Here is an 11,830-nt window from a genome sequence, read left to right as displayed (position 1 = left end):
AGAGCACGACGAGGTCGCCTGCCGCGAAGCCGATCCGGCACGGGGTGCGCCCGCCGCGCCCCCGCAGGTCGCGCACCGAGCGCTGCCGCGGGACACGGACTCCCGCAAGCACCCCCGGATACCCGGCCACGACCGCCCGGCCGCCTCCCGCCACCGCCCGTGCGACGAAGGCCCGCCGGGCCCCACCCTCCTTGTGCACCGCGATCGTCCTCCCCGTTCGGTCACGCCACTTCTGCCCGCCAAGTGTAAAGAGAAGGTAATGCCCTACAAGGGGTTTCCCCGTTCCGCGGGCATGCAATGATGTGCGCGCAAACTGCATACCGGCCGCTTGAATCCGCGCGGGAGAGTTCTGGACACGTCCGCGTGCCCAGGCGCCGAAGGAGCAAGTTCCTCCCTTGAATCTCTCAGGCCCCGTACCGCGCGGGCGAGGCAGATCTGAAAAGCGGGCCGCCCGTGGCGACACGGCGGCCCCACCCAAGGTGCAAGCCCCTCGGGGCGAACCTCTCAGGTTCCGATGACAGATGGGGAGGACTACCTCGCCATCTGCCATGCCCGGGAGCACCAGCCATGACTCGTACGACATCCCTCGACGCCCTGCACCGGTCGCTCGGCGCCACGATGACCGACTTCGCCGGCTGGGACATGCCGCTGCGCTACGCCAGCGAGCGCGACGAGCACAACGCCGTGCGTACGAAGGCCGGGCTCTTCGACCTGTCCCACATGGGCGAGATCACCGTGTCCGGTCCGGCCGCCGTCGACCTCCTGAACCACGCGCTCGTCGGCAACATCGGTTCTGTCGGCGTCGGCCGCGCCCGCTACACGATGATCTGCCGCGAGGACGGCGGCATCCTCGACGACCTGATCGTCTACCGGCTCGAAGAGAGCACGTACATGGTCGTCGCCAACGCGGGCAACGCCCAGGTCGTCCTCGACGCCCTGACCGAGCGCGCCGCCGGGTTCGACGCCGAGGTCCGCGACGACCGGGACGCGTACGCGCTGATCGCCGTGCAGGGCCCGCACTCCCCCGCCATCGTGAAGTCCGTCACGGACGCCGACCTGGACGGGCTGAAGTACTACGCGGGGCTGCCCGGCACCGTCGCGGGCGTCGAGGCGCTCATCGCGCGCACCGGCTACACCGGCGAGGACGGCTTCGAGCTGTTCGTCGCCCCCGCCGACGCGGAGAAGCTGTGGCAGGCGCTGACCGAGGCGGGCGCGGAGTACGGGCTGATCCCCTGCGGCCTGTCCTGCCGGGACACCCTGCGCCTGGAGGCGGGCATGCCGCTGTACGGGCACGAGCTGACGACCTCCCTCACCCCCTTCGACGCCGGTCTCGGCCGCGTCGTCAAGTTCGACAAGACCTCGCACGGGGACGACTTCGTCGGGCACGACGCCCTGAAGGCCGCCGCCGCGAAGGCCGAGACGGCCCCGCCCCGCCGGCTCGTCGGCCTGATCGCCGAGGGCCGCCGCGTGCCCCGCGCCGGGATGTCCGTGGTCGCCGACGGCCAGGTCATCGGCGAGGTCACCTCCGGCGCCCCGTCCCCCACCCTCGGCAAGCCGATCGCCATCGCGTACGTCGACGCCGCACACGCCGAGCCGGGCACGGCAGGCGTAGGAGTGGACATCCGCGGTACGCATGAGGCGTACGAGGTCGTGGCCCTGCCGTTCTACAAGCGCCAGAAGTAACGCGCGTACCCCACCGCTCGCCCCCGCTGTCACCAGCACCGTCCCGCGTACAGGAGAATTCGCCCCATGAGCAACCCCCAGCAGCTGCGTTACAGCAAGGAGCACGAGTGGCTGTCGGCCGTCGAGGACGGCGTCGCCACGGTCGGCATCACGGAGCACGCGGCCAACGCGCTCGGTGACATCGTGTTCGTCCAGCTTCCCGAGGTCGGCGACACCATCACCGCGGGTGAGACCTGCGGCGAGCTGGAGTCCACCAAGTCGGTCTCCGACCTGTACTCCCCGGTGACGGGCGAGGTCACCGAGGCCAACCAGGACGTCGTCGACGACCCGTCCCTGGTGAACTCGGCCCCCTTCGAGGGCGGTTGGCTGTTCAAGGTCCGCATCGCCGACGAGCCCAAGGACCTGCTCACCGCCGACGAGTACACCGAGTTCTCCGGGAGCTGACCCACATGTCCGACAAGTCCGTACTGAACGAGTCCCTGCACGCACTCGACCCGGACGTGGCCAAGGCCGTCGACGCCGAGCTGCACCGCCAGCAGTCGACCCTGGAAATGATCGCGTCCGAGAACTTCGCCCCGGTCGCCGTCATGGAGGCCCAGGGCTCGGTCCTCACCAACAAGTACGCCGAGGGGTACCCCGGCCGCCGCTACTACGGCGGCTGCGAGCACGTCGACGTCACCGAGCAGATCGCGATCGACCGGGTCAAGGAGCTGTTCGGCGCCGAGTACGCCAACGTGCAGCCCCACTCGGGCGCCTCCGCGAACCAGGCCGCCCTGTTCGCCCTCGCCAAGCCCGGCGACACGATCCTCGGCCTGGACCTGGCGCACGGCGGCCACCTCACGCACGGCATGCGCCTGAACTTCTCCGGCAAGCAGTTCGACGTGGTCCCGTACCACGTCGACGACGCCGGCCTGGTCGACATGGCCGAGGTCGAGCGCCTCGCGAAGGAGCACCGCCCGAAGGTGATCATCGCGGGCTGGTCGGCGTACCCGCGCCAGCTGGACTTCGCCGAGTTCCGCCGCATCGCCGACGAGGTCGAGGCGTACCTGTGGGTCGACATGGCGCACTTCGCCGGCCTGGTGGCCGCGGGGCTGCACCCCAACCCGGTGCCGCACGCCGACGTCGTCACCTCCACCACCCACAAGACCCTGGGCGGCCCGCGCGGCGGCATCATCCTCGCGCGCAGCAAGGAGTTCGCGAAGAAGCTGAACTCCGCCGTCTTCCCCGGCTTCCAGGGCGGTCCGCTGGAGCACGTGATCGCGGCCAAGGCCGTCTCGTTCAAGATCGCCGCTTCGGAGGACTTCAAGGAGCGCCAGCAGCGCACGATCGAGGGCGCCCAGATCCTCGCCGCGCGCCTGACCTCCGAGGACTCCCGCGCCCACGGCGTGAACGTGCTCTCCGGCGGCACGGACGTGCACCTGGTCCTGGTCGACCTGCGCGACTCCGAGCTCGACGGACAGCAGGCCGAGGACCGCCTCCACGAGGTCGGCATCACGGTCAACCGCAACGCCGTCCCGAACGACCCGCGCCCGCCGATGGTCACCTCCGGCCTGCGCATCGGCACCCCGGCCCTCGCCACCCGCGGCTTCACCACCGAGGACTTCCGCGAGGTCGCCGACGTGATCGCCGAGGCGCTCAAGCCGTCCTACGACGCGTCCGCGCTCAAGGCCCGGGTGACCGCTCTGGCCGAGAAGCACCCGCTGTACCCCGGCCTGTAAGCATTTCGGGTCAGTTACGTACCCTTGCGTACGTACACACTTCCGGGGCACCGCGCACACTGGAACCAGAAGGATCCGGAGCGCGCGGTGCCCTGTCCCATGCACCGCTCATGAACACCGCACCACCCCCGACGGACAACGGCGTCCGCCACCCACCATTGGAGTCTCACCGTGGCCATCTCGGTCTTCGACCTGTTCTCGATCGGCATCGGCCCGTCCAGCTCCCACACGGTCGGTCCGATGCGCGCGGCCCGCATGTTCGCGCGTCGCCTGAAGAACGAGGGCCTGCTGGCCCACACCGCCTCGATACGCGCCGAGCTGTACGGCTCACTGGGCGCGACCGGCCACGGGCACGGCACCCCGAAGGCGGTGCTGCTCGGCCTGGAGGGCGAGTCCCCGCGCACCGTCGACGTCGAGCACGCCGACGAGCGAGTGGAGACGATCAAGGAGTCGGGCCGGATCAGCCTCCTCGGCGTCCACGACATCGCCTTCTCCTTCGACGACGACCTGATCCTGCACCGCCGCAAGGCCCTGCCGTACCACGCGAACGGCATGACCGTGTGGGCGTACGACGCCGACGGCACCGAGCTGCTGTCGAAGACGTACTACTCCGTGGGCGGCGGCTTCGTCGTCGACGAGTCCGTGATCGCGCAGGAGGGTGACACCGGTGACAACCCGGTCGTGCCCGACGACACCGTCCTGAAGTACCCCTTCCGCACCGGCGACGAGCTGCTGCGCCTCACCCGCGAGACGGGCCTGTCCATCCCCGCGCTGATGCTGGAGAACGAGAAGGCCTGGCGCACCGAGGACGAGATCCGGGCGGGCCTGCTGGAGCTGTGGCGGGTGATGCAGGCGTGCGTCTCGCGCGGCATGTCCCACGAAGGCATCCTGCCGGGCGGCCTCAAGGTCCGCCGCCGGGCGGCGGGTTCGGCCCGCAAGCTGCGCGCCGAGGGCGACCCGCTGGCCCACGCCATGGAGTGGATCACCCTGTACGCCATGGCCGTGAACGAGGAGAACGCGGCGGGCGGCCGCGTGGTCACCGCCCCGACCAACGGCGCCGCCGGCATCATTCCCTCGGTGCTCCACTACTACGTCAACTTCGTCCCGGGCGCGGACGAGGAGGGCGTGGTCCGCTTCCTCCTGTCGGCCGGCGCGATCGGCATGCTCTTCAAGGAGAACGCCTCGATCTCCGGCGCCGAGGTCGGCTGCCAGGGCGAGGTCGGCTCGGCCTGCTCGATGGCGGCGGGCGCGCTCGCCGAGGTCCTCGGCGGCTCCCCCGAGCAGGTCGAGAACGCGGCCGAGATCGGCATGGAGCACAACCTCGGGCTGACCTGCGACCCGGTGGGCGGCCTCGTCCAGATCCCCTGCATCGAGCGCAACGGCATGGCCGCCGTGAAGGCCGTCACCGCCGCCAAGATGGCGATGCGCGGCGACGGCTCCCACAAGGTCTCCCTCGACAAGGTCATCAAGACCATGAAGGAGACCGGCGCCGACATGAGCGTCAAGTACAAGGAGACGGCGAGGGGGGGCCTCGCCGTCAACATCATCGAGTGCTAGGCAGATGGGCTCTGACCAGTGCGTTTGCATCTTTCAGCGCTGTGTCAGGTCCTTTTCCGCTAACGCGGCGGAAAGTCCATGTGCCAGGCGTGAAAGTCCCTGAGGATTCCCTGCGACATCCCCCTGGAAGGGGCTTTGACCTGCAGGTTCACGGCACGTGATCAACGCCGGATTGCCGATCACCCACCAGCCGGACTGTGCCATGGGGTGTACCGGCGGGCAGATGCCCCGGAAACGGCGCACTCGGATCTGCTGGCCGTGTGCGCACAGGCCCCTCGCGCCGTCTTGTGCGGTGAATCCGCCCTGGCCCTACGTGAGCTGATCGACGGCATCCCCACAGCAGTACACATCGGCGTGCCGCGCGGTACACGCCGGTCGCAGTACAAACGGGATCACGTCGTCCGGCGTGGGCCGGCATCGCGAGGGTGAACCGGCGGACCCAGGCGGGACAGCGGCGGACCTGGGGCCCATCCAGCCTGCCCGGCCCTGGTGACGACCGATGTCGCCAGAGGCCGTTGTGCCTGGTCAAACCGCATGCGTCGTACCGGCCGCCGGTGCTTCGTACCGCAACGCCCAAAGGCGTCCGGCCGCCCCATGGCCACCCGGCAGATGGCCAGCGCCCCTGAAAGTCACCCACCGTCAGCTGTTGGGTCTCACGCCCCGCATCACGGCGGCCGCTCGTGCGGACCGGTTCCCCCTATAGCGCGCGCACGTCACGGAGGTCCACCCGTAGGACGGCTCTGGCCGCCGTATCATGACGGCACACGGGAAGGAGCACCGTCCATGAGTGTCGACGCGATCACGCACACCGAGTTCCCCGCGGGATACGTGGTGTTCTTCGGCGCCGACGGAAAGATCATCATGACCCCGCAGAGCGAAGAGCACTCCAGCACGATCAGGTCGATGCAGATCGACTCTCTCGCTCTCGGCCGTCATGCGAAGGTCACCTCGGACGTCTACATCGACTTCCCCGCCGACGAGAACTCCGCCCCCGACCTGGCCATCCTGCGCGAGGACGCGCGCAAGGAGGGCAAGCGCTACAGCTTCGAGGACGTCCTGTTGATCTCGGAGGTCGTCTCCACGTCCTCGGCACGCAAGGATTACGACGACTGCACCGCGAAGTACGGCCGGTACGGCATCCCCGTCTACCTCGTCGTGGATCCCTACGCCCGGGAAGTCGTCCTGCACACGGAGCCCACCTCCAGCGGCTACAGCACCGCCCACACCCGCGCATACGGCACAGGCAAACTCCCCATCCCCCTGGCCGACGGCCGCACCTTCACTCTCGACCTCGACGAACTCCCCCTGCCGAACCCGGAGCCCGACACTCACTGAGTGCTTCCCTGTCCTTCCGGCCTCATTCTGGCCCCAAGAAGGCCCGGCGGCGGGCTGGTCCGGGGCCCGTCGGGCAGGACTCCAGTTCCGAACCCATCTCCCTGTCGAGCAGGTCGAGGCCGCGTCTCGCGAGTACGAGGGCCCGCCGACCAGGCCCGCCGCACTGACCGCGGCGAGCGCGCCGCGGAGAAGGTCCTCGACAAGCTGCCCGCCAGCACCCACGGCGCCTGGCGCGTCTTCCGCACCCCGTCCTCGCTGTAGGCCCCGGACCTCGCCAAGATCACCCGCATCTTCAGAGCCCACGGCCTCGGCCGTACATCCCGGAGAAGGCCAAGGAACTCGCGGACGACATCTTCCTCCGCCTCCGCCCGCTATCCACAGGCAAGGCCACGGAGGTGACCCCGTGACCGTCTCCGCCACGAAGCCGTCCGCCGATCACCTGATGGACACCCTCCTGCCCGAGCTCATCGAGGAATTGGGCGTCACCCTCACCGACTCCCCGATCACCGACCGGGCGTTCTTCGGCGCCGTCATCGTCCAGGGCAAGACGGGTGCGCTGCGGCTCACCATGCCGACCGGGCGCAGCGAACTAGAGCGTGACACCTTCGCCCGGTACCTGCTCGCCCAGGCACTCGGGGTGCCGGTGCCTGACATGCCGGCGCCGTTCGTCACGACCCGTATCCCCGCCAAGCAGACCGAGGTGACGCTGTGACCGCCACGATCCCCCTCGACCTCGCCCTCACGGTCCGCCGCGGCACCACCTCCCCCGGCAAGGCCGCCGACATCCACGACCTCAGCCCCGCCGACGGCACCGCCACCCTCGTCTACGACAGGCACCTTGCCAATCCCGGCACCGCCGTCTGGCTCGCCCGCGTCTTGCTGCGCCAGTACGGGTACGCCGTCCGCGAGGTGATCCTCGACGGCATGAGCCCGGGCATCACCGCCCTGTTCCGGGAAGCGTCCCGGCTCCGCCTGGACGTCCACCTGGGCAGCGGCAAAGGCACTCCCAGGGTCGTCACCTACGACAACAGCCCGGCCGCATACCAAGTCCCGGCCGGCTGGGACCTGACGGACGCCACGGACCGGCTGCCCGCCGCGCATGCGGCGGCCCGCCCTCACGTTGTCCGCGTACTGCGCGCCATCGACGTGGAGAAGGAAAACAACGTCGGGCGTTCAGACAAGGCTCTCGACGTGGCAGCCGGGATGATCCTGGAGACCGGGGACCCCGACCAGGTGTGGGACACGCTCACCCGTGTCCTCTGCGAGACCGGGTCCGAGCGGGAGGAGGTGTCGACATGACGGCCGCCGTCAACGCCCGCATCATCGGGCAACTTCAGGAAGGGCACGCCGCGATGAACGCTGCGGGGCTCGGCAGCCCCGCACTGGACGACTTCAACAACCTGCTCACCGGAATGATCGCCGAGGCTCCCGACCCGAAGTTCCGTCTCCGCGAGATCGTCGAGCTCCTCGCCCGAGAGCGCGGCATGCCTGCCGAGTCTGCCTGAGCAGCACCCCGTACAGAATTCGAAGCCGAGACCTACGCATGACGAGTGCGGGGCTCGCCGAAGTCATCGCATGCCGCCCGATCATCAACTGCCCAATCCCGCAGGCGTCTCCCGCTGCATGGGATACGTTGCGGCCAGCCCTCGACAGAAGTCCCCTAGAAGTCCCTGACGTGCTTCGAGGCAAGTCTGAGCAGGCCAAAAGCACAGGTCAACCCAATGACCAATAGCCGTCCAGATCTACGTCAAGTACAAGGAGACGGCGCGCGGCGGGCTCGCGGTGAACATCATCGAGTGCTGAACCGCGCGCCCGCGCCCCGCGTCACAGCGTCGCGCTCGTGCCTTCCCCGCTCCCGCTGCCCGCGAGCCACTGGTCCCAGCTCAGGTTGAAGTCGGCGTAGCCGTTGTCGGCCGGGGCCTTGGCCCGCGGGGAGCCGGTGATGGTGATCGGGTCGCCCTGCTTGACCTGGTCGTAGAACCACTTGGCGTCGGACAGCGACAGGTGGACGCAGCCGTGCGAGCCCTGCGCGCTGCCGCTGCCCGGGTTCGGGTCGCCGGTGGAGTAGTGGACGTAGGTGCCCGACTGGGTCAGGTGGACGTCCCAGGGCAGCGTCAGGTCGTAGTAGTTGGGGCTGCCCTTGTCGCAGCTGATGCCGACGCTGCAGGAGGTCATGTGGACCTTCTTCTGCTTGTCGATGACGGCCATCGTGCCGTTCCACGTCGGGTACTGGGCGCTGCCCGCGTTGATCGACAGCGTCCGCACCGCCTTGCCGTTCCTCGTCACCTTCAGGGTGTGACCCGAGACGGAGACGTCGGCGCGCACGTCGTCGCCCACCTTGAAGGTGTGGGTGTAACTGTGCGTGCCGTAGCGCCCGTTGCCGTTGCTGACGCCCTTCATGTCGGCGACGACCTTCACCTGGGTCCCCGAGGGCCAGTACGTCTTCGGCCGCCAGTCGGCACGCTTGTCACCGAACCAGTGCCAGGCGCCCTGCACCGGCTGCGAGGTGCTGACCTTCATGTGCTTCTCGACCGAGGCCCGCGCCTTGGCCGCGACCGGGTTGGTGAACACCACCGAGACGGGCATCGCCACGCCGACCGTCGTGTCGGACTGCGGCATGATCGTCTCCAGCAGCATCGGCGGCCCCTTGGGCTTGGCCGGTGAGGGCGAGGCGCTCGCGCTCGGCTTCCCCGACGCCTTGCCGTCGTCCCCGCTCGCCCCGTTGTCGCTGCTGCCGCCTCCGCCGCAGGCACTCACGCCTGCCAGCGCCGCAACCGTCACGAGCGCGATTCCTATGCCGCCCTTGCGCCGTCCCACGAACTGGCCCCACTCTCTGCTACGCCCCGCGCGCCCCCGATGGGGCCCGACTCCCTGTCAGACAGCCGCGGACCCGCTGCTAGTTGCATGCCCGCACGTAAAGCGTGTTCCAAGACTGCGGATACGCAAACCGCGGGCTACGCGACCACCCTCAGCGCCAGCGCCGCCACGGCGAGCCCGAAGCAGCATCCCCAGGGGCCGTAGCGCCGGTCACCGGCCCGCACATGAGCGCCGAAGGCCCCCACGAAATACAGCACGAGACCGGACGCGGCCGCGATCCCGAGGCCCGGCACCACCAGCCCGCCGAGCAGCCCGAGCGCACCCGCCCCGAGCAGTGCGCCGAGCACCGGCATCCAGGAGCGGGGCACGCCCAGCCGGTCGGCCTCGGCCTTCGGATAGGCGTGCCCGATGAGATTGGCGACGGCGGCCGCACCGTAAACGGCAGCGGCGAGGACGGTGACGACGGCACAGGCGGCGTACATGGTGGGCCCCTTCTGAGCGATGCGCCGGCGCACACCGTGTGCGCCGCGTTCACCACACCGACGCGGCGCGCGGCGAAGAGGTGACCGCTCGGCGGTGTCCGCTCCCCGCGGGCGGGTATCCCGGTATTCCGACCTCGGCGCCCCACCGACACCAGGAGGCCCGCATGATCCGTGGCATCGACGTCAGCGCATACCAGCCCACGAACTTCAGCACGGACGGCCTGTCGTTCGTCTTCATCAAGGCTACGGAGGGCCGCAGTTACGTCAATCCGCGCCTGACCGCCCAGACGAAGCACGCCCGCGACGCCGGCTGCGTCGTCGGCTTCTACCACTTCCTGTGGCCGGGCAACCTCACGGCACAGGCCGAGTACTTCGTGAGCAAGGCCCCGGAGAAGGCGGGCGACTTGCTGGCCGTGGACTGGGAGACGACCGGGGACGGCACGCGGGCGTCCAACGCGGAGAAGGACAGCTTCATCAAGGAGGTGAAGCGACTGCGGCCGCACAACAGAGTTTTGCTCTATTGCAATCGGGACTTTTGGTTGAATCGGGACAAGACGTCCTATTCGGGCGATGGTCTCTGGATCGCCGATTACGTGACGGCGGGCAAGCCCCGCATTCAGGCGGACTGGACCATCCACCAGTACACCAGCAGCCCCCTCGACAAGGACGTGGCCGACTTCGCGAGCGAGGCGACGCTGCGTGAATGGGCCACGCCCTGACGAGGGCGAGCAAGCACGCTCAGGCGCGCCACTCCGCCGTGCGCTCCGGTGACGCCGCCTGCAGGGCCTTGCGGACCGCGGTGGCGTCGGAGGCGAGGCCGTAGACGGGGGTGCCGGGCTGCTGGCGCCAGGAGTCGTCCTGGCCGCCGTTGTCGACGGCGTCGAAGCCGATCTCGTCGAGCAGGGCCGTGACGACCGCCTTGGCCGCGGTGTCGTCGCCGGAGATCGGCAGGGAGACGCGCGCGGGGTCGCCGGCCGGGCGCGGCTTGTCGAGGATGTCCTGGGCGTAGGTGCCGTTGAAGGCCTTCACGACGGGGTGGCCGATCTGCTGCTCCGTCCAGCGGCTCTCGGTCAGGCCCTCCTCGATCGCGGCGATCTTCCCGTCGCGCTGCTGCGGGTAGTAGTTGCCGGTGTCGATGACCGCGACGTCGGCGGCGGCCGAGTCCACGAGGCCCTTGGGCAGGTTCGGGACGGCCTTGAGCGGGATCGTGACGACCACGACCTGTGCGTCGCGTACGGCGTCCTCGATCGTGGCGGGGGTGGCGCCGGTCTCCTCGGCCAGGGCGGTGAGCGTCTGGGGGCCGCGCGAGTTCGCCACGTGGACGTCGTGGCCGACGGCGGCGAAACGCCGGGTGAGGTTGCCGCCGATGTTGCCCGCGCCGATGATGCCGATCTTCATGTCATGCCCTTCGAGAGAGATTCATGCATGTGCATGGAGTACGAACCTCGGTCGGGCGTGGGCTATTCCTGGGTGCCGCTCAAGGAGTGATGGCTCAAAGGGTGACGACGATCCGTCCAGTGTGCGCGGTGGACTCCGGCAGGCGGTGGGTGTCCGGGTGCCGCTGGGCTTTCCGACGTCGCGTCAGCATCGGGTGCGGACGGTGGCGCGCCAGGCCGGGGCCGGGACGAATTCGAGGCGCACGGAGGTGGAGCGCGGCAGGAGGATGGCGACGCCGGTGGCGGGGGTCCAGCTCCTGGGTACGAGGACGTACTGGTTCGCCGACTGGATGACCAGGACGAGTCCGTCGTAGCGGTAGCGGTACGCCGAGGTGGCGCCGTCGCAGCGCAGTTCGCGCACGCCGGGTTCGTGGAGGGAGAGCGCGCGTTCGCTGTAGAGGACGGCGGCCGGCTGGGACGCGAGGTGGGCCGCGAAGTGGACGGCGCGCCCGTGCCCCACGGATGCCGCGTAGTCGTTGGCGGCCCACAGGAGGCTCAGGCCGATGACGACGAAGAGGGCTCCCCATTCGGTGACGGCCGCCCATTCCGGCCGAAGTGAGCCGGTGGGGCGGGTTGTTGGGGTCGGCGGGGCCGGGGGTTGCGGGGTCGGGTCCGCGGTGTCCGGGGCCGTCGTGCCCGGGTCCGCGGGTGGCGGGTCCGTGGGTGGCGGCTCGGGTGGGCCCGGGGCGGCCGCGAGCGCGCGGCGCAGGTTCAGGGCGTACGACATGAGGATCACGCCCGAGGCGAGGCTGAGCGGGTCCAGGACGACGTACGGGGTCAGGAACGTCCGCCCGAGCGCGCT

General features: G+C 69.7%; 13 protein-coding genes, 1 pseudogene and 1 riboswitch. Of the genes and pseudogenes, 9 read left to right on the top strand and 5 right to left on the bottom strand.

Translation table 11 applies throughout. The features are described from left to right. Positions 1-199 (bottom strand): annotated as a pseudogene (locus G3I40_RS46665) (hypothetical protein); the annotation flags it as partial. Positions 200-329: 130 nt separating this feature from the next. Next, positions 330-429: riboswitch (glycine riboswitch) on the top strand. Between the two features lie 138 nt (positions 430-567). On the opposite strand from G3I40_RS46665, the gene gcvT reads away from it, so the two are divergent. The 8 genes from gcvT (at position 568) to G3I40_RS34880 (ending at position 7,798) form a co-directional block, all read left to right on the top strand. Beyond that, positions 568-1,683 (top strand): glycine cleavage system aminomethyltransferase GcvT, encoded by a 1,116-nt coding sequence (gene gcvT, locus G3I40_RS34915; RefSeq protein ID WP_164558860.1) that lies wholly within the window; start codon positions 568-570, stop codon positions 1,681-1,683. 66 nt (positions 1,684-1,749) lie between these two features. Continuing rightward, positions 1,750-2,127: a glycine cleavage system protein GcvH gene (gcvH, locus tag G3I40_RS34910; RefSeq protein ID WP_164558859.1), complete on the top strand. Its 378-nt coding sequence runs from the start codon at positions 1,750-1,752 to the stop codon at positions 2,125-2,127. A gap of 5 nt (positions 2,128-2,132) precedes the next feature. After that, positions 2,133-3,401 (top strand): serine hydroxymethyltransferase, encoded by a 1,269-nt coding sequence (gene glyA, locus G3I40_RS34905; RefSeq protein ID WP_164558858.1) that lies wholly within the window; start codon positions 2,133-2,135, stop codon positions 3,399-3,401. A gap of 171 nt (positions 3,402-3,572) precedes the next feature. Further along, entirely contained in the window at positions 3,573-4,958 is a 1,386-nt protein-coding gene (locus tag G3I40_RS34900; RefSeq protein ID WP_164558857.1) for an L-serine ammonia-lyase, read from the top strand. Between the two features lie 783 nt (positions 4,959-5,741). Further along, positions 5,742-6,293 carry a Uma2 family endonuclease gene (locus tag G3I40_RS34895; protein WP_030358930.1) on the top strand — a complete coding sequence of 184 codons (552 nt, stop codon included), beginning with the start codon at positions 5,742-5,744 and terminating at the stop codon, positions 6,291-6,293. A 403-nt stretch (positions 6,294-6,696) separates the two neighbouring features. After that, entirely contained in the window at positions 6,697-7,005 is a 309-nt protein-coding gene (locus G3I40_RS34890) for a hypothetical protein (protein WP_164558856.1), read from the top strand. After that, positions 7,002-7,592 carry a hypothetical protein gene (locus G3I40_RS34885; RefSeq protein WP_164558855.1) on the top strand — a complete coding sequence of 197 codons (591 nt, stop codon included), beginning with the start codon at positions 7,002-7,004 and terminating at the stop codon, positions 7,590-7,592. Before G3I40_RS34890 ends, G3I40_RS34885 begins: the two co-directional genes overlap by 4 nt. Next, complete coding sequence (locus tag G3I40_RS34880) at positions 7,589-7,798, top strand: hypothetical protein (RefSeq protein WP_164558854.1); 210 nt, start codon at positions 7,589-7,591, stop codon at positions 7,796-7,798. The genes G3I40_RS34885 and G3I40_RS34880 overlap by 4 nt, the downstream gene beginning before the upstream one ends. Before the next feature lie 319 nt (positions 7,799-8,117). Here the strand turns inward: G3I40_RS34880 and G3I40_RS34875 are convergent, their stop codons facing one another. Together G3I40_RS34875 and G3I40_RS34870 are read right to left on the bottom strand one after the other, a co-directional pair. Beyond that, positions 8,118-9,110 carry a L,D-transpeptidase gene (locus G3I40_RS34875; protein WP_164558853.1) on the bottom strand — a complete coding sequence of 331 codons (993 nt, stop codon included), beginning with the start codon at positions 9,108-9,110 and terminating at the stop codon, positions 8,118-8,120. A gap of 137 nt (positions 9,111-9,247) precedes the next feature. Further along, the gene (locus G3I40_RS34870; RefSeq protein WP_164558852.1) at positions 9,248-9,592 is read right to left on the bottom strand and encodes a DoxX family protein; all 345 of its coding nucleotides are present in this window, start codon (positions 9,590-9,592) and stop codon (positions 9,248-9,250) included. A gap of 164 nt (positions 9,593-9,756) precedes the next feature. On the opposite strand from G3I40_RS34870, the gene G3I40_RS34865 reads away from it, so the two are divergent. Then, complete coding sequence (locus tag G3I40_RS34865; RefSeq protein WP_164558851.1) at positions 9,757-10,311, top strand: glycoside hydrolase family 25 protein; 555 nt, start codon at positions 9,757-9,759, stop codon at positions 10,309-10,311. A 19-nt stretch (positions 10,312-10,330) separates the two neighbouring features. Here G3I40_RS34865 and G3I40_RS34860 read toward each other — a convergent pair whose 3' ends face one another. Together G3I40_RS34860 and G3I40_RS34855 are read right to left on the bottom strand one after the other, a co-directional pair. Continuing rightward, the gene (locus G3I40_RS34860; RefSeq protein ID WP_164558850.1) at positions 10,331-10,990 is read right to left on the bottom strand and encodes an NAD(P)-binding domain-containing protein; all 660 of its coding nucleotides are present in this window, start codon (positions 10,988-10,990) and stop codon (positions 10,331-10,333) included. A 183-nt stretch (positions 10,991-11,173) separates the two neighbouring features. After that, positions 11,174-11,830, bottom strand: a 657-nt coding sequence (locus G3I40_RS34855) for a hypothetical protein (protein WP_203645327.1), incomplete at its 5' end; no start/stop codon positions are given.

The sequence above is a fragment of the Streptomyces sp. SID14478 genome, assembly GCF_010548525.1.
Taxonomy (GTDB): Bacteria; Actinomycetota; Actinomycetes; order Streptomycetales; family Streptomycetaceae; genus Streptomyces.
This window is presented reverse-complemented; position numbering and strand designations above follow the sequence as displayed.

Excerpts from the sequence above, each read along its gene's own strand:
- gcvT (WP_164558860.1), top strand. The coding sequence starts at position 568 with ATGACTCGTACGACATCCCTCGACGCCCTGCACCGGTCGCTCGGCGCC.
- gcvH (WP_164558859.1), top strand. The coding sequence starts at position 1,750 with ATGAGCAACCCCCAGCAGCTGCGTTACAGCAAGGAGCACGAGTGGCTG.
- glyA (WP_164558858.1), top strand. The coding sequence starts at position 2,133 with ATGTCCGACAAGTCCGTACTGAACGAGTCCCTGCACGCACTCGACCCG.
- G3I40_RS34895 (WP_030358930.1), top strand. The coding sequence starts at position 5,742 with ATGAGTGTCGACGCGATCACGCACACCGAGTTCCCCGCGGGATACGTG.
- G3I40_RS34880 (WP_164558854.1), top strand. The coding sequence starts at position 7,589 with ATGACGGCCGCCGTCAACGCCCGCATCATCGGGCAACTTCAGGAAGGG.
- G3I40_RS34870 (WP_164558852.1), bottom strand. The coding sequence starts at position 9,592 with ATGTACGCCGCCTGTGCCGTCGTCACCGTCCTCGCCGCTGCCGTTTAC.
- G3I40_RS34865 (WP_164558851.1), top strand. The coding sequence starts at position 9,757 with ATGATCCGTGGCATCGACGTCAGCGCATACCAGCCCACGAACTTCAGC.
- G3I40_RS34860 (WP_164558850.1), bottom strand. The coding sequence starts at position 10,990 with ATGAAGATCGGCATCATCGGCGCGGGCAACATCGGCGGCAACCTCACC.